The sequence below is a fragment of the Bifidobacterium felsineum genome (assembly GCF_002802915.1).
In the GTDB taxonomy this organism is placed as follows: domain Bacteria; phylum Actinomycetota; class Actinomycetes; order Actinomycetales; family Bifidobacteriaceae; genus Bifidobacterium; species Bifidobacterium felsineum.
In genome coordinates this window covers 830,119-847,234 of sequence record NZ_PEBJ01000001.1, presented here as the reverse complement: position 1 = coordinate 847,234, position 17,116 = coordinate 830,119, and the positions used below count along the sequence as shown (strand labels likewise).

The 17,116-nt window shown below is 57.7% G+C and carries 15 protein-coding genes and 1 riboswitch; of the genes, 6 read left to right on the top strand and 9 right to left on the bottom strand.

Translation table 11 applies throughout. From position 1 onward, the window contains the following. Nucleotides 1-3: 3 nt before the first annotated feature. The 3 genes from CSQ86_RS03455 to ppgK all read right to left on the bottom strand — a co-directional run bounded on the left by CSQ86_RS03455 (nucleotide 4) and on the right by ppgK (nucleotide 2,849). Complete coding sequence (locus CSQ86_RS03455; protein ID WP_100493663.1) at nucleotides 4-792, bottom strand: ATP-binding cassette domain-containing protein; 789 nt, start codon at nucleotides 790-792, stop codon at nucleotides 4-6. Nucleotides 793-808: 16 nt separating this feature from the next. Next, nucleotides 809-1,981 (bottom strand): pyridoxal phosphate-dependent aminotransferase, encoded by a 1,173-nt coding sequence (locus CSQ86_RS03450; RefSeq protein ID WP_165773716.1) that lies wholly within the window; start codon nucleotides 1,979-1,981, stop codon nucleotides 809-811. 100 nt (nucleotides 1,982-2,081) lie between these two features. After that, on the bottom strand, nucleotides 2,082-2,849 hold the full coding sequence (gene ppgK / locus CSQ86_RS03445; RefSeq protein ID WP_100493662.1) for a polyphosphate--glucose phosphotransferase: 768 nt from the start codon (nucleotides 2,847-2,849) through the stop codon (nucleotides 2,082-2,084). A gap of 194 nt (nucleotides 2,850-3,043) precedes the next feature. On the opposite strand from ppgK, the gene CSQ86_RS03440 reads away from it, so the two are divergent. Then, a complete protein-coding gene (locus CSQ86_RS03440; protein ID WP_100493661.1) occupies nucleotides 3,044-3,829 on the top strand; it encodes a nitroreductase family protein in 786 nt (261 codons plus the stop codon). A 38-nt stretch (nucleotides 3,830-3,867) separates the two neighbouring features. On the opposite strand, the gene CSQ86_RS03435 is transcribed toward CSQ86_RS03440, so the two are convergent. Next, entirely contained in the window at nucleotides 3,868-4,881 is a 1,014-nt protein-coding gene (locus tag CSQ86_RS03435; RefSeq protein ID WP_100493660.1) for a glycosyltransferase family 2 protein, read from the bottom strand. A gap of 152 nt (nucleotides 4,882-5,033) precedes the next feature. Next, a riboswitch (FMN riboswitch) is annotated at nucleotides 5,034-5,185 on the top strand. Nucleotides 5,186-5,190: 5 nt separating this feature from the next. Here CSQ86_RS03435 and CSQ86_RS03430 point away from each other — a divergent pair. The 5 genes from CSQ86_RS03430 to CSQ86_RS03410 all read left to right on the top strand — a co-directional run bounded on the left by CSQ86_RS03430 (nucleotide 5,191) and on the right by CSQ86_RS03410 (nucleotide 10,378). Beyond that, complete coding sequence (locus CSQ86_RS03430) at nucleotides 5,191-5,835, top strand: ECF transporter S component (protein WP_100493659.1); 645 nt, start codon at nucleotides 5,191-5,193, stop codon at nucleotides 5,833-5,835. Nucleotides 5,836-6,028: 193 nt separating this feature from the next. Continuing rightward, on the top strand, nucleotides 6,029-8,371 hold the full coding sequence (locus CSQ86_RS03425) for an energy-coupling factor transporter ATPase (RefSeq protein WP_243387588.1): 2,343 nt from the start codon (nucleotides 6,029-6,031) through the stop codon (nucleotides 8,369-8,371). A gap of 78 nt (nucleotides 8,372-8,449) precedes the next feature. Then, entirely contained in the window at nucleotides 8,450-8,755 is a 306-nt protein-coding gene (locus CSQ86_RS03420) for a YhbY family RNA-binding protein (RefSeq protein WP_100493657.1), read from the top strand. 187 nt (nucleotides 8,756-8,942) lie between these two features. Continuing rightward, nucleotides 8,943-9,593, top strand: coding sequence for a TM2 domain-containing protein (locus CSQ86_RS03415; protein ID WP_214378518.1), 651 nt, complete (start codon nucleotides 8,943-8,945; stop codon nucleotides 9,591-9,593). 365 nt (nucleotides 9,594-9,958) lie between these two features. Then, a complete protein-coding gene (locus CSQ86_RS03410) occupies nucleotides 9,959-10,378 on the top strand; it encodes a glycerophosphodiester phosphodiesterase (protein WP_100493655.1) in 420 nt (139 codons plus the stop codon). A 90-nt stretch (nucleotides 10,379-10,468) separates the two neighbouring features. Here CSQ86_RS03410 and CSQ86_RS03405 read toward each other — a convergent pair whose 3' ends face one another. From CSQ86_RS03405 to fruK, 5 genes are all read right to left on the bottom strand, one after another. Next, complete coding sequence (locus CSQ86_RS03405) at nucleotides 10,469-11,455, bottom strand: D-2-hydroxyacid dehydrogenase (RefSeq protein ID WP_165773715.1); 987 nt, start codon at nucleotides 11,453-11,455, stop codon at nucleotides 10,469-10,471. Between the two features lie 71 nt (nucleotides 11,456-11,526). After that, nucleotides 11,527-12,990 carry an MFS transporter gene (locus CSQ86_RS03400; RefSeq protein ID WP_100493654.1) on the bottom strand — a complete coding sequence of 488 codons (1,464 nt, stop codon included), beginning with the start codon at nucleotides 12,988-12,990 and terminating at the stop codon, nucleotides 11,527-11,529. 395 nt (nucleotides 12,991-13,385) lie between these two features. Then, on the bottom strand, nucleotides 13,386-14,405 hold the full coding sequence (gene fruG / locus CSQ86_RS03395; protein ID WP_100493653.1) for a fructose ABC transporter permease FruG: 1,020 nt from the start codon (nucleotides 14,403-14,405) through the stop codon (nucleotides 13,386-13,388). Beyond that, a complete protein-coding gene (fruF, locus tag CSQ86_RS03390; RefSeq protein ID WP_100493652.1) occupies nucleotides 14,402-15,472 on the bottom strand; it encodes a fructose ABC transporter permease FruF in 1,071 nt (356 codons plus the stop codon). Before fruF ends, fruG begins: the two co-directional genes overlap by 4 nt. A 1-nt stretch (nucleotide 15,473) precedes the next feature. Further along, nucleotides 15,474-17,012 (bottom strand): fructose ABC transporter ATP-binding protein FruK, encoded by a 1,539-nt coding sequence (gene fruK / locus CSQ86_RS03385; RefSeq protein WP_100493651.1) that lies wholly within the window; start codon nucleotides 17,010-17,012, stop codon nucleotides 15,474-15,476. Nucleotides 17,013-17,116: the final 104 nt, after the last annotated feature.

Sequence of the window (17,116 nt, the reverse complement as noted above, 5' to 3'; positions counted from 1 at the left end):
GCGTCAGGCTTCTTTCGCAGCCTCATACTTGCGGCGAATCAAATCCTCATAAAACACCACGGCATCCTTGGGAGTGCCATCGAATACGACCGTGTGCTCGTCCAGTACGAGTGCGCGGTCGATTGCATATTCGGGCCGGCGAATCATATCTGTATCGTGCGTGGCGAAAATCACCTGTTTGTCGTAGCTGAACAGGGCTTTCGCCACATGAGCGGTGCCGATCTCATCCAAGCCTTTGCTGGGCTCGTCCGCCACGATGGCGCTTGGCTCGAAGCTCAGCGCGGCGGCGATGGCCAACAGGTGCCGTTTCAGCGAATCAAGTTCACTGGCCTTGGCTCGGGAAACCTGCGCAAGGTCGAAATGCGCGAACAGATTGCCGATGCGGGCCTGACGCTCCCCCTCGGGGATCTTATGCTTCTTCAGCGCTTCGGAAACGGCTTCGGAGATATTCTTCGCGCGGTAGAACGAGTTCGGAATCTCCTCGCGGCGCACAATGCCGACCAGATCGTCGATGCGTTTGGCATCCTTCTTGACGCCGGGATCGAGCCTCTCCTCGCCACCTTCGACACGGACCGTTCCTGTTGTGGCCTTCAGCGTGCCATCCAGCAGCCCCAACAACGTGGACTTGCCGGCACCGTTCAGACCGATGATCGCCACACGTTTCTCACTGATGGTCAGAGTGGTGGGCGCAAGCCCCAATTGACCATCATCATAGGTATGACCAGCCTGCTCGAGGCGGAAAGTCAGCGATTGCGGGCGCGGCAGCTCTTTGGACTTGAAGAAGAATCCCATGCCGCCTATTGTATGCCTAGCTCGCAAGGAGGGCGGCCACCTCATCTAATATCGCCCGCACATTGCGTTCGAATTCCTCTGGCTCCGGCAGCAGAGATATGGCCAGATAGCCGTTGGATGTCATATCGAAGAAGTAACCAGGCTGTCCGCTGAGCTTGTGATGCTCAATCAGCCCCAATACCAGCTCATTTTCGTCGATGACCGATGGCACGCGCAGCAGCACATTCCATCCGCCTTCGGCACGCAGCACATTGACCAGCCCATTGGAGTCAGCGTCTAGCAGTTCATGGAGTCTCGTAAGATTGCCACGCACGCGTTCCTGCACGCGGGTGGTTTGTGCGGGAGCGGCCTCAAGCAGTGCGGGGATCCGTTCCGCGATGATATCGCTCATCGGCAGGTAATCGTCGGCGATAACATCGAGGCGGCGTTTGGCCTCCGCCACATCTTCGGCAGGCCCGGATACCTGAATCCAGCCGACTTTGGCATGCGGCGCGGCGAGCATTTTGGAGAACCCGTCGAGGGCGAAGGTGAGTACGCCGGGCTCGCCGGCGAGCCGGGCATTGCCGGCAAATGGTTCGAGGCTGTAGTCATAGAACACTTCGTCGGCGATCAATGCAATGCCATGACTGCCGCATAGTTCCACAATGGCCTTGCGCTCGTCGGGCTTCACATACGAACCGGAAGGATTATTGGGGTTGATCAGCACCAACGCACGAATGTTCTCGCCATGAGGTGAGTCAAGAATCTCCTCCAGACCTGCGGCATCAATGAACCATGAACCGTCGAACTGCAGCTGATATTCCACGGTTTCCACGCCTTCGAGCCGCGCAATGGATTCAATCAGCGGATAACCGGGCTTAGGAGCCAACACCGCGTCTCCTGGGTCACACAGCAGTTTGATCAGCCATGAATAGGCCTCGGATGTGGAGCTCAGGATATACAAATCGTCTGCGTCTGGTCGGTCTTCCCCATCGGAGAGGAATGCCGCCAACGCCGCCCGCGCCATTCGAGGCCCACGTGGATCGGCCGTGTACACGCTCGGCACCAACGTTGGAGCCAAGCCATGCCGTGTGGGGTTGGAATCATTGAGTTTGCCAAGGGTTATGCCTTGCGCCTTGGCTTGGGCCTCGGCGGAGGCAATCGGGTTCGGGGCGCTGATATCCACGCGAGAGGAGAAATGCACGGTCATAGGCTTCTACCTTAGACCTGCCCCGTCCTTTTTGGCGGGATGACAAAAAGCTCTCCTCAATAACGAGGAGAGCTTGTAAGCAATGCAGCTAGCGTTGAGTTCACTGCTGCTTGGTGCTGGCGTAGTAGGCGGCGCCCACGATGCCGGCCTGGTTGCGCAGCTTGGCGGGCACAATCGGCGTCTTGATATCGACGTACGGCAGGAACTTCTCGCTCACACGGCTCACACCGCCGCCCACGGTGAACAGATCCGGGTTGAAGTACTTCTCCATCAGGCCGTAGTACTTGGTCAGGCGCTTGGCCCACTTCTTGTAGCCCAAATCCTCGTTCTCGCGCACAGCGGAGGAGGCATACTTCTCAGCATCCAGATGCTTGGCGCTCAGGATGATGTGACCAAGTTCGGTGTTCGGAATCAGTTGACCGTTGTAAATCAGCGCGGTGCCGATGCCGGTGCCCAGTGTGGTTGCAATGACAAGGCCTTCCTGGCCCTTGGCTGCACCATACTGCACTTCGGCAAGGCCGGCAGCATCCGCATCGTTGACCACGACGACCGGGCGACCGCATGCTTCGGAGAACACTTCAGTGACGTCCACGCCGATCCAGGACTGATCGAGATTGGCCATGAAGTCCAGTTTCTGGCCGGGCTTAATCGGAGCCGGGAACGCGATGCCCACCGGAGCGGATTCCGGCACCTCGAAATGATCGAGCTGCTGCTTGACGATGGCGGCCACAGCCTGAGGCGTGGAGACCTCCGGAGTCAGGATCTTCAGACGAGGCTCGGCGAAATCACCCTTTTCCAGATCGACCGGAGCGGCCTTGATGCCGGAGCCGCCAATGTCAACGCCAAAAGCCTGTGCAGTTTCAATCATCGTTGACCTTCCTTTCGTTTCAGACGAGGAATCACTTTGCCCTAAGTGTAACGCCGTGCAAAGCACATTCCAAAGATTGTGACCACGCGATGCAATCGTATGCATCAGCTACGTAGTCGAATTTCATGCGACACACGCGAAAAACCGGGCGTTGCGCAGACTCCGCGAGCCACGAACGGGTAATAATAAGAAGCATGGCAGAACATAATCAACTTATTGATGCGATTAATATTCGTACCGCCGTGCGCGCCTATGATGACGAGCCGATCGATGACGATGCGGCACGACAGCTTGAGATGGCATTGCAGCCGGTCAACCTGCTTGGCAACCTAAACCTGCAACTGGTGCTGAACCAGCCCAAGGTGTTCGAGGAGGCCAACGCTTCCGGACATCTGACCGGCGCCGCAAACTATCTGGCTCTTGTGGCTCCTAAGAATGATGAGCAGGCCAAGGAACGCGCTGGCTTCTATGCCGAACGCGTGGTGCTGACCGCAACCCTTCGAGGCCTGGCCACACTGTGGGTGGCCGGCTCTTGGGATAAGGCCGAAGCTGCGAAACACTGCCGCATCGCCAACAACGAGGAACTACTGCTGGGCGTGGTGATCGGCCATCCGAAGAATCATCTGGCGTACCAGTCGATGACCTACGACGAGTTGTGCGAGCGTCAACGCACGCATCGTTCCAGCAAGACCTACGAGCAATTCACGGCAACGATGAACGATGAGGCTCGCGCACAGGCTCCGGATTGGTTCAAGGCCGGTGTTGAGGCTGCGATGAAGGCGCCAAGTGCGATGAACCGCCAGCCAATCACGTTCTCCTATAATCCGGATGACGATACTGCTGCAGCGCATATTGATACGGCTGCAGGCGATGAGCATCATGCGCTTAACGATCTGGGCATTGCCAAGCTGCACTTCCAGATCGGCGCCGGCCAAGGCCAATGGGCCTGGGGCGACGGCGGCCTGTTTATTCACAAGTAAGTAATGAAATAGCTCCCTCATCAGAGGGAGCTATTTCATTACTCCAGTGGAGGCATTGGCTTCCAGTCGGGATCGTGCAGCAGCTTGCGGGAATCCCACCAGCCTTGCGCAATCTTGGCCAAGCCGGTCCTCACATGTTCGCGGTCCACCATCACGAGGCGAATTACTTCCTTGACTGCGGTCAGGAACGTGCCGAAGCCGAAAATCAGCGGATGGAAGTCGCCGTGCACCATGAAGTAACGGGCCATGTAGCCGCGGTTGCGCATGATGTGGTAACGGTTCATGTCGGAGGTGGAGTTGAGCTGGCGCACACCGGCGATATCCCAGTTGCCGATTTCGCGGGTCCGGCGCAGAATCACATCCGGCACCACGATCGGATTGGTGACCTTGCTGGCACGGTAGCCGTAAATCGTGTCATCCCAGTAGATGAAGAAGCGCGGGTCCGGCAGGCCGATGGCCTTGACCACGCGGCGGTTGAACAGGCCACCTTCGAAGCACAGGGTGTCCATCACACGGTATCCGGCCGGACCGAATGCGGCCGGAGCGATGGGATTCGGAATGCCCAGCGGCACGATGAAATCGTACTGCCAGTAGAACGGGCCGCCATCATAGTCATAGCGGGAACCTTGAATCACTTCATGCTTATCGGTCCACTTGGCGAGTTTGCCGAGGGCGTCCGGCAGCACGGCCACATCGTCATCCATCACCCAGAACCATTCGGCACCAAGTTCGTAGGCCTTCTTCACGCCGGCGGAGAAGCCACCTGCGCCGCCAAGATTCTCGGTTTGCGGAGCGTATACCACACGTTCCTCGTTGCCGGAAAGATCCGCCACAGTGGTCCCCCACTGGCCGGTCACCTTTGCGGAGAATTCACTGACCATGTCGGCGGTCTTGTCGGAGTGCTCGTTGTCCACGATGATGATGCGCCAAGGTGCCTGTTCCAGCGCGAGAATCGAATCGAACAGCACTTCAAGCAGCTGCTGACGCTTGAAGGTGGTGACGATCAAGGCAAGTTTGTTGATGGTTCGCTTTGCGGCATGCTTTTCACTCATGGGTTCCATTCTATGCACACTTGTTCCCTAGCTCACACGAACGGTGTTCAGTACAGGCAGGCATAGCATCAACCCCGATGTTCGGGGCATGACGCTATGCCCAAAATGAAATACGGCTTGCATCTGTACGGAACATGGCGTATGAATATGCCTGTTAGTTTCAGGGAAGGTGAAATTCCTTACTGGCGGTAACTGTGCACCCGGGGTTCATAACGGGAACGCGCAGAAGCCCGCGACCCGCGAAAGCGGCTGATCCGGTGAGATTCCGGAGCCAACGGTATAGTCCGGATGGAAGAAACGAGGGCTCTAATGAGCATTTCTTCGCGTATTCGCATGCAAGCAATCCGTTCCGTCGCACCCGAGGCGGAAGGCGCAGCCGGTTCAACCGCCAACGCCAAGCTCGGCTCGCACTCCACTGGCGTCGCCGATTCCGGCCGCTGGTCCACCAGGCGCATCGCCATGTACGCCCTGTTCGTGGCACTGGCCATGGTCACCAGCTTCATTGAATTCCCGATCACGCCGGTCGCCTGGCTGAAGTACGACCCATCCGGCATCGTCTGCCTGATTGCCGGCTTCGCCTACGGCCCCTCCGCCGCCATCATCGTCTCCGTGCTGGGCTTCGTGCCCCATATGTTCGCCGATCCGTGGGGTTCGCTGATGGCCGTGCTCGTGGCACTGTGCCTGTCTGTTCCGGCATCGCTCATCTACCGTAAGATTCGTTCCCGCAAGGGCGCCGCTCTCGGCATTCTGGCAGGTGCCGTGCTGGCCATCGTGGCCGCTTTGCTCGGCAACCTGGTGATCACCCCGATCTACGCGCACATGTCATACGCTGCGGTCGCCGCCATGATTCTGCCAATCCTGCTGCCATTCAACCTGGCTAAGATGGCCATCCACGCCGTGGTGACCTTCCTAATCTACAAGCCGATCTCCAACCTGCTCGCCAAGCAGCAGTGACAGATGCGTGAGATCATTCGATTTCTGTAAACAGGCATTATGTGCGCGGCTGAACGACAGTCCCGCGCACATAGTGTCTTTTCAATGGCCCAAACAGGCATTATGTGCGCGTGCTCTTCGTTCGGCCGCGCACATAATGCCGAAATCACCTGATTTTCCACAACATTGAAGCCCAACAGAGCATTGTCAACGAATGAGTACCATGCCAGACAGTCCGCAACAGTCCACCACCCCAGCCGCCGAGCTCAGTCATATTCGATTCAGTTATGATCACGGTTCGACTTGGGCGTTGGATGACGTTTCGCTCACCGTATATGCCGGTGAGCGACTCTGCCTCGTAGGGCCGAATGGCTCCGGCAAATCCACGTTGGCCAGATTGATTGCCGGCCTGACCGCACCCGACTCCGGTGCCATCACCTTACTTGGCCACACTGTATATACTTCGTCAGCCGGTCCGAACGCCGCTGAATACCGTGCCGCACGCCGTGGCATCGGCATGGTGTTCCAGAATCCGGAAGACCAGATCGTCACCACAGTGGTCGAGGACGATGTCGCCTTCGGCCCGGAAAACCTAGGGTTGGAGCGCTCCCATATCGGCGAGCGCATCGAGGCAAGCCTTACAGCCGTAGGCCTTGCCTCGCATCGCGCCTCAGACCCCACACGCATGAGTGGCGGCCAGCAGCAGCGTGCGGCCATCGCCGGTATGCTTGCCATGAATCCGGCTATTTTGGTGCTCGATGAACCCACCGCCATGCTGGATGAGACTGCACGTGCGGAAGTCATGACCGTGCTTGACAGGCTGCAGGCCCGAGGCACCACCATTGTGCACGTGACTCATCACGCCGATGAGACGCTGCATGCCGACCGCATCGTGCATATGGAACAAGGGCGCATCATCGAAATCGCCAATCCTCATGATGCTCCTTGCCCTGAACCTGGAGTTGTGCAAACTGTAGTGCCCGTTGGCACATCAGACTCTGTAACTGGCGGTAATCTGCCGCTTCTGGGCGATCAAGCGTTGGACAGCGAGCCAGCCGGAACACATGCTTCCGCAGCCATTCGTGTGGAGCATCTGCAATACCGTTACGGCTCTGGCCGCACGGTTATTCAGAATCTTTCATTCCATGTGATGCAAGGCGAGACCTTGGCCATCATGGGCGCCAATGGTTCCGGCAAGTCCACGTTGGCCAAGCTGTTGTGCGCTTTGGGCAAGCCGACGGGCGGTTCCATCGAGGTGTCGGGTGTCCCGGTATCGCAGGTAACGCGTGCGGGAAAGCTTCGTGGCGCGAACCGCGAACAGCTTATGCAATTGCGCAGCCGCGTCGGCTATGTGATGCAGCATCCTGAGCATCAGTTGTTCGCGGATACCGTGGCCGACGATGTAGCGTACGGTCCTCGCAACCAGAAGCTGGACGAGGCGCAGGTGCAGACTCGCGTGGGCGATGCGTTGAAAGCCTTGCATATCGAGCACCTTGCGAACCGCTCCCCATTCGATCTTTCCGGTGGCCAGCAACGACTGGTCGCCATCGCCGGCGTGGTGGCATGCCAGCCGAAAGTCCTGATTATGGATGAGCCAACGGCGAGTTTGGATATGCGAGCCAAGGCGCGCATCCATGAGCTGATTCGCACGTTGCAGCGCCAAGGGGTGACCATCGTGATGATCACCCATGATCGTGCCGAGGCATTCGCATTGGCCGACCGTGTGACGTGCATGCCGGATGAGCATGAAACCGTGCGTGAAACATCCGTTGATACGAATGGCAGCTCCAAACCCGTACGCAACCATTCCTACGTGGGCCGACTGGATCCCCGAATGAAAATGGTGGGATTCCTGGCGGCTATGTTCACCATGTTTGCGGTCAATACGCCCGCGCAACTCATATTGGGCGCGGCTGTGACCTTCGGTATCATCACCGCCGCCGGAATCCACCCAATTCGGTTGTTCTCCGCCATTCATCCGATTCTGGCGTTGCTTGCACTGATGAGTCTGACCAATCTCATCGTGGTACGTACCGGCAGCACGCTTGTCAGCCTTGGCCCGCTTTCCATAACCTCGGACGGTGTGATGATTGCAGTGCTCTACGCATGCCGATTCGCTCTGGTGATCATTCTTGGCGCGGTGTTCCTACAAACCACCACACCCACGGCCATGACCGATGCCTTCGAATCATTGCTGCACCCGTTGCAGCGACTCGGTATGCATACTCAGGAGATCGCATTGGTGATGAGCCTCGCACTGCGATTCATCCCTACATTGACCGGCGAGACCAAGTCAATCATCGACGCCCAGGCGGCACGTGGCGGATCAGTGGAAACCGGTTCTCTCGGGCAACGTGTGAAAGCCATGAGTGCAATCATCGTGCCGGTGTTCGCGGGCACCTTGCGTCATGCAGACAATCTGAGCCTGGCATTGGACGCCCGTTGCTATGAGGAAGGCATCACGCGCACGCATTGGCGAGTGTTCTCCCCCGGCCCCGCCGATGCGCTGTTCGCTGTAATCATCATCGCCTATATCGCGGCCATCGTGATGCTCTAGCCGTATAGCCGTCAAGCTTGCAGTCACATCCGGCCCGACGGCTATGCTCGAGTGGTTACTCGAATGTAAGGAATTCTCATGGCATTAACCAAGAAGCAAATCAAACAGCTGCGCGCAATGGCCAACACATTGAAGCCGCTGTTTTATGTGGGCAAGAACGATCTGACCGAGGCGGCCATCAAGCAGGCTGATGAAACCATCGAGAAGCATGAGCTGATCAAGTGCGCCGTGCAGGATGGCTCAGGTCTGACCGCCAAAGAGGCGGCCGCCGAACTCGCCGAGCAGCTTGGCGCCGAAGTGGTGCAGTCCATCGGCAACCGTTTCGTGATCTACCGCGCTTCCAAGCGTGAGGATGTGGAGCACATCAAACTGGTACGCGAGTAAGGCTCAGATAGTCTCAGCACTATTTGAATTATCTATGATGCGGCTGGCGGCTATGTTCCAATGGAGGAACATAGCCGCCAGCCGCATCGTGTTGTGCGAGCCGATGTTTCTGTTTTAGACAAAACGTGAGAAGATGTATGTCAATGACGAAACAACATCGCCATATACCTCGAGAAGGGGCCCAATGATGAGTGATAATCAGCAACCGTATACTCCGGTTAATCCGGACCCCAACGCGTACACCACTCCGGAACCATCGAACGTGCCGGACCCATCCGTTCAGCAGCCGGCACCAACTGCCCCTGCGGCAAACGCATACACGCAACCGGCTCAACCGGCCGGCGGCTACGAGCAGCCACAGACGAACGCTTATGAGCAGCCGGCATCCGCTCAGCAGTATGGCCAGCAGCCGGGCAATGCCTACGCTCAACCTGGCGCCTATGCGCAGCAGCAGCCTTACGGACAGCAGTATGGTCAGCAACAATACGCGCAACCGCAGTATGGTCAGCCTGCCAACGCGTACACGCAGCCGCAATACACCGCCCCCAACCCGCAGTATGGCGCTCCGCAGTACAGTGCCGGATACTCATCCAAGTCCAAACTCGCCGCAGGCCTGCTCGGCATCTTCCTTGGCGCTTTCGGCGTGCACAACTTCTACCTCGGCAATACCGGCAAAGCGATAGCCCAGCTGCTGCTCACCTGCGTGGGCTGGATTCTGCTCGGACTTGGCCCGCTGGCCGCCACCATCTGGGGCTTGGTGGAAGGCATCCTCATTCTTACTAGCCGCTATGGCTCCCCATGGCATCAGGACGCTAACGGCCACGAGCTTTCCGACTAGCATCCTTCGCCGTCAAACAGACGCAGCGCAATCATTGCGACACGCCGGCCGTGCATGTTCCAATCATGTACGGCCGTTTTTGTTGTTCAGTTGCAAATTAAATCGAACATCATAAATGTTCACTTTAGCAAAAAACACACACTGGATATCACAGAAAAACAATACCTTCCAAAACAGTTACCAACGCATGAATTACTTGTTAAACCGCTTATTTACGCCATTTTGAGTGCTAGGCTAAAGAACCAGCACAAACCAATGTGCATATCCTTTCTCACAAGAGCAAGGATTAGAGATGTGCGTTTTACTACGTAATTGAACATTACCGACTTCACCATGAAGCACGGCATTACAGTGAAAGGATCATCATGGCTGAAGAAAAAGTCATCGTTGTAGACCCGGATATGTTCGGCAAGGACCCGGCATCCAAGACCGCCAAGGCCAATTCGGTTGCCAAGAGCTTTGGCATCAGCGATCAGGCGCTCGACGAGGTGGAGTATTTCAAGACCCAGCTGACCAACCACAACGCCTGGGGCCTGCCGTTCATGGGCTACGTGAACGAGGATGGATACGGCTACGCCTACGTTCCGGACGCCGCCATCACCCATAACCCGTACTGGGATGCGCACAAGGCGTTCCTTGCGCTGCCGGAGGATGTGCAGACGGCGTTCGCCATCCGTATGCTGTTCACCCACCGTCCGGTTGATCGTTACGGCGCCGCCATGTTCCTGCACTACCAGCGTGGATTCAAGGTTGACTTCGAAGGCAACGGCGCGAACAAGTACTGATCGCGACTGATTGTCTTCTCCAATATCATGAATGCGGCCCGCAGGACAATGATGTTCTGCGGGCCGCATTCATGTTGTTTGGTTGCTCACTCATTTGCGAGCGAGGTTGATCAGCTCCTGATGACGCGCATAGCGGGATACATTGGTCTGTGCAATGCGAATGATCTGTTCGGAGGTCTTTTCCAAATGATTGCCGCCGGCCACGTGCGGGGTGATCAAGCAGCGAGGTTCATCCCACAGCGGGCTTGACTCAGGCAGCGGCTCCGGTTCGGTAACATCCAAACCGGCTCCATGAATCCGGCCTTCGTGCAGCGCCTCGGCCAACGCATCCGGGTCGATGGCATCGCCACGTCCAGCGTTGATGACGATAGCGGTTTCCTTCAGACGTGCCAAGCGTTCTGCATTCAACAGATGGTGGGTTTGCGGCGAACGCGGCACGGCGAGAGCCACGACATCCGCCAATGGCAACAATGCATCCAAACGTTCGAAACCGTACATTTTCTCGATGCCTTTTGCCGGCACGTCAGCGTGACGACGCACCCCAAACGTGCGCATACCGATGCCCTGCGCCAATTGTGCGAAATGCGAACCGATATCGCCGGCGCCAATCACCAGCGCGATGCCACCTTCAGGGCTCAATACTGAGCCCTGATCATGCCAACGATGCTCACGCTGGTTTGCGGCATATTGGTTAATGTTCTTCATCAGCGCCCACATCAGGGCGAACATGTGCTCGGAGACGCTCTGCCCATATGCGCCGGAGGCGTTGGTCACCATTGTGCCGCGAGGCAAGACTCCTTCTTTGAGATAGGCGTCCACACCGGCACTGAAGGTCTGCAGCCATTCAAGTCTGGGGAATTGTGCGGCTTCGCTTGGCGGAAAGTTACCGATTACGGCCGTGGCTTTGGCGCGGAGTTCCTCCGGAATGGACACCGGCCACACCATATCCGTTCGATGCGCATAATCACCCACGAACTCCTGAGGCACCCCATGCGCAGCCTTGATGAAGGTCTGCCGTTCGGATTCGTTCAGCGGCAGGCAATTGACAATCAGCTTATGCGTGTTCTCGATTCCCATGGCCACCAACCTAGGCCGCGGTGCGGATAAAAATCGGCTCCTCTTGGTAAGAGGAGCCTGACCGGAATCACCTAACGACGTGTGGCGCGGATACGGAAGGCAGCCGCCAAACAACCCCAGCCAATGAGGCAAATCACGGTCATCGTGGCGAAAGTCCATGCGCCACCGACCGCCGTGGCGTGTGCGAACCGCGACGTGCCTTCTTCGCCGGCGCCTGCCTGCGCCACCGCCAGAATAGTGGAGAACAGGGCCGTGCCGGCCGCGCCGCCGAACTGCAGACAGGTATTGAAGATGGCGTTGCCATCGGGGCGGAACTCATGCGGCACACCGCTTAATCCGCTGGTCATGATGTTCGCGGCACCCACGGCGTAGAAGAAGCCGAAAATGAAGTAGAAACCGCACAGCATTGCAGCAGTCAGATGCATGGAGAAGATGAGCATCAGCACCGGCCCCGCGATGGCGATGCCAATAGGAATCAGAATCGGCTTGACCGCACCGAAACGGTCATACAACCAGCCACCCACAGGAGCGCACACCACACCAATCAACGCACCAGGCAGTACCAGAGAGCCGGCGACAAAGGCGCTCACGCCAAGGGAGAGCTGGGACACATTGGTGATCACGTAACCGTATCCTATGGCCACCAGCGGCAGCACCAGATAGGCGATGACATGCAGCAGTACCACAGGATCGCGCAGAATGCCCAGACGCAGCAACGGAGAGAACGCCTTCTTGGAACTCAAAGCGAACAGCAGCAGAGAACCTAGGCCGATGATCAAGCTCACGATCGCAATCACACCGGACTTGGCTGCCGCCTGGCCGGACACCGCCGCGCTGATGGCCACACCGCCCTGGTTCAATGCCAGCACCAACCCGACCAATGCCAGAATGATGGAGCCCAACTGAATCGGATCAAGGAATGCGGCCTCCGTGGGGATTTTCTGCTCAATGCATTTCATACCGATAAACGCGGCGATCAGCACCAACGGAACAACAGCCACGAAAATGGCACGCCACGGCAAAATCGCGGTCACGGCACCGCCGACGGTCGGACCGATGGCGGGAGCGACGGTGATGACCAGGGAGCCGACACCCATCAGACGGCCAATCTTGGAGCGTGGCGACTGTTCCAGAATGATGTTGATCATCAGTGGTGTGGCAATGCCGGAACCGATGCCCTGAATAATGCGTGCCACGATCAGCAACGGAAAGACGTGTGCCACAATCATGATCAACGAACCGATGACGGCCAGCGCTACTGCGGCAAGGAAGATGGCCTTCAGCGGAAAACGGCGTTTCAGAAACGAGCTGATTGGCATCGTGGCTGCCACGGACAGCAGATAAATCGTAGTGATCCACTGCACGGTGGCGGTGTCCACATGGAACTCACGCATCAATGAGGGGAACAGCACAGTCATCACGGTTTCGGTCAGAATGCCGATAAAGGCCAGCGAGCCCACAGCTACGATGGCGCCAATCAGTTTCAGCGGAATCTTCTCCGTATCGAGTGCGCGCATCTGCTCAGTTTCGGGCATAGAAAAGCTCCTCTACGTCTTTGGTTCAAACAAAATGGAATGTCAGGTTTACCAACCGGCGTATGTGTCTCTACGCACCTTCTGATAAGACCGAAACAGGTTCCGAGGGTGCGTCCCGTTTATAGCCATAACGTAGTCTAGGCCTGAAGGCGGACGCTGCATCACAGCATCGGCATGAAAAAACGTGTGGGGCGCAGCCCGGAAATCCGAACTGCGCCCCACACGTCGATGAAAGGAAGAAAAGAGAAAGGAGAAAGATTGCGGCGAGCCCCGGTTGAACCGCTCCACGATCTTCAATGATTGATGAAGAACGGCCGAACCGGAACTCACCTATTCAGTTATTATTCAATTATTTACTTGGTTCCGGGGATCTGGAGAGCCTTCAGGCTCGGGACCTATTTTTTCTCCCCGACTGCCATCACAGCGCGCTGCAGCACCACGAAGACGAGGATCATGAGGCCGACCACGATGGTGGTCCATTCAGCCGGCACACCAAAGTCGGAGGTGAGCGGGTCGAGGATGGAGCGGACCAGAGCGCCGAGCACGGAACCGAGCACATAGCCGAAGCCACCGGTGATGATCGTGCCGCCGATGACCACGGAGGCCACTGCGTCGAGCTCCCAGCCCACACCAACGGTGTTCTTTGCGGAACCGATGTTGGCGGTGTACACGATCGAAGCCAGAGCCGCAAGGATTGCGGAGGTCAGGTAGATGGTGTACTGGGTGCGCTTGACCGGCAGACCCATCAGCTCAGCGGAGGAACGGGAGCCACCGATGGCGTAGATGGTGCGGCCAGTACGGGTGTGGTGCAGGAAGATGTAGCCGTAGACCACAACAACCAGAGCGATGATCACACCGACGTTGAAGGACAGATCGTTGGAGATCTTCGGGTTATCGATGATCTTGATCTCGTTGGCGATGAACGCGAAGTTGTTATTGTCCGGGAAGGTCAGGGAATCGGTGGAGATGATGGAGGCGATACCACGGGCCAGGAACATCGTGGACAGTGTCGCGATGAACGGCTGCATGTTGAATTCCTCAATCAGCGTGCCGGCGAGCAGACCGAACACAGCACCGATCAGCAGCATGATTACCATGACCAGGACAGCGGGAACACCGGCGTTTGCCAGCTTCAGACCAACGACTGCGGTGATTGCCACGATGGCGCCGACCGACAGATCGATACCACCGGTCAAGATCGGCAGGGTCATGGCCACGGCCAGGATGATCAGGTAGGCGTGGTCGATGAACAGGGAGGAGATGAAGCCCAGTCGGATGTAGGTGCCGAACAGTGCCTGTCCCATGATGATCATCAGGAGGAAGATCACGACGGCCGCGAGGGTCGGGATCATCTGACGATCGAGCTTGAAGCCCTTCTTAGGAGCCTTTACCTTGTTTGCCGTAGCTGTTGTCATGCTGCCACCGCCTTAGCTTGAGCCTTGAGCGCGCGCTTACGCTTCATTGCCGCACCCAAGTTGTGGATCTTAGGAGCCTGCATCACGCAGATCACGATCACGACGACGGCGAAGAAGGCCGGGGTTGCTTCGGCGTTGATGCCGAGGGTGATGATGGTCTTGCGGATCATGGCGATAATCACAGCGCCGACAGCGGAGCCGGCGAGGGAGAACTTACCACCGAGCAGCGAGGTGCCGCCGATGACGACTGCCAGAATGGCGTACATTTCGAGGTCCTGACCGGTCTTGACCACGTCGACACGCATCACGGATGCGGTGGCGAACAGACCAGCGATAGCCGCAAGGAAGCCGGAGACCGCGTAGACGAGGAAGAGGATCTTCTTCGGCTTGATACCGGTCATACGGGAGGCTTCCTGGTTGATGCCGACGGCCTCGATCATCATGCCCATTGCGGTCTTGCGGCACAGCAGGCCGACGAGAATCACAATGACCACGGCGATGACGAAGTTGGCGGGGATACCGAGGATGAAGCCGTTGGCGATCCACTTCAGCGGTTCGTTGCCGGCGACTGCGGAAGCATCGGTGTTCTCACCGGAGGTGATCACCTTGGCGATACCACGGCCGGCGAGCATCATGATCAGGGTGGTGATGAACGGCTGCAGGCCGAGCAGGGAGACCAGAGCGCCGTTGACGCAGCCGATGACCAGGCCGACGAGCAGGGCGATCAGAATGGCGACCCAAACGTTGACGCCGTTGGAAAGGGACTGCATGGCGGCTGCGCCGGCCACTGCCATCACGGAACCGACGGAAAGGTCGATGCCTGCGGTGGAGATGACCAGGGTCATACCGGTTGCGATCATCAGGTATCGGGCGGATTCCTGAAGCATGGTGATCAGCGGGCCAGCCAGACCGCCGGTGTTGGTGTTCCAGCTCAAAGCCAGGAAGTCATGCTGGAAGATGGTGCAGATGACAACCAGGAGGATGAATGCCACAATGGACCAGGTCAGGTTGTTGCCCAGCAGCTTCTTCACGAGAGCGTTGCCCTCTTCCTTTGCCTTTTCAGCCATCTCACGCCTCCTTTCCGTTCACGTTGGTGTTAGCGATGGTTTCGACGATGGTCGCCTGGGAGACGGTGTCGCCGTTTTCGATTTCTGCGATCTTGTGACGATCCTTCAGGACCTCGATGTCGTCGGACAGACGCACAACCTCTTCAAGCTCGGAGGAGATGAAGACGACGCCCATGCCCTTGGCGGCGAGGTCGAGCACGACCTGCTGGATTTCAGCCTTGGCACCGATATCGATACCACGGGTCGGTTCGTCGAGGATGAGCAGCTCCGGGTGGGTGGCCAGCCAACGGCCGATCAGCACCTTCTGCTGGTTACCACCGGACAGGTTCTTGATCGGGCGATCGGGGTCACGCGGACGAACGTTGAGTTCCTCCATGTACTTGTCGACGATCGCGTCCGCTTCCTTCTTCGGAATCGGGTTGAACATACCGCGGGTGGCCTGCAGAGCGATGAGCATGTTCTGGCGAACGGTCAGGTCGCCGATGATGCCCTCGTCACGACGGTTTTCAGTGGAGTATGCGATCTTGTTCTTCAGGGCGGTGTACGGGTCGGAGATGTTGACCTTCTTGCCGTTGAACTCGTAGGTGCCGGAATCCGGCTTGTCCGCACCGAAGAGCAGACGGCCAAGCTCGGTACGGCCGGAGCCCAGCAGGCCTGCGAAGCCGACGACCTCGCCCTTGTAGATGTCCAGATCGACCGGGTTGATGGTGCCCTTCTTGCCCAGGCCCTTGACTTCGACCAGTGGCTTCTCGCCGGGCTCGATCTCGCGGCGGGACTTCTTGGCGCCGATCTGGGAGAGCTCTGCGGCGGACTTACCGATCATCATGCCGATGAGTTCGTCACGCGGAGTGTCCTTGGTCATGACTTCCTTGATGAACTTACCGTTACGCAGAATGGTCAGACGGTCGGTAATCTCGTAGATCTGATCGAGGAAGTGGGAGACGAACAGGATGGCCACGCCCGAGTCACGCACCTTGCGCATGATCTTGAACAGGTCCTGCACCTCGTTGGCGTCCAGGGAGGAGGTCGGCTCATCAAGGATCAGCACCTTGGCGTTGATGACCATGGCGCGTGCGATGGCGACCAGCTGCTGCATGGCGATGGAGATGGAGCTCAGCGGGGTGTGGGGATCGATGGATTCCAGACCCATCTGCGCCAGGTAGGTCTTGGCGGCTTCGTGGGTCTTCTTCCAGTCAATGCCGAACGGGCCGCGCTTTTCGTGGCCGAGCATCACGTTCTCACCAACGGAGAGGTTGGTGCACAGGTTCACTTCCTGGTACACGGTGGCGATACCGGCGTTCTGTGCGTCCAGGGTACCGTTGAAGCTCTGCGGCTTGCCTTCCACGGTGATGGAGCCGGCGTCGATCTTGTACACACCGGTCAGAGCCTTGATCATGGTCGACTTACCAGCGCCGTTCTCACCCATGAGAGCGTGCACTTCGCCTGGGTAGAGGGTCAGGTCGACACCGTCCAAAGCCTTGACGCCCGGGAATTCAATCGTGATGCCCTTCATCACGACGATAGGGGTTTTATCAGTCATGTCTTTGCCTTAAACGAGAAGGGAATTGTTATCGTTTTGTGATATTTGGGCCGAACATGAGTGATGGTGTGGAAGGAATCGATTTTCCCTTCTCACACCATCAC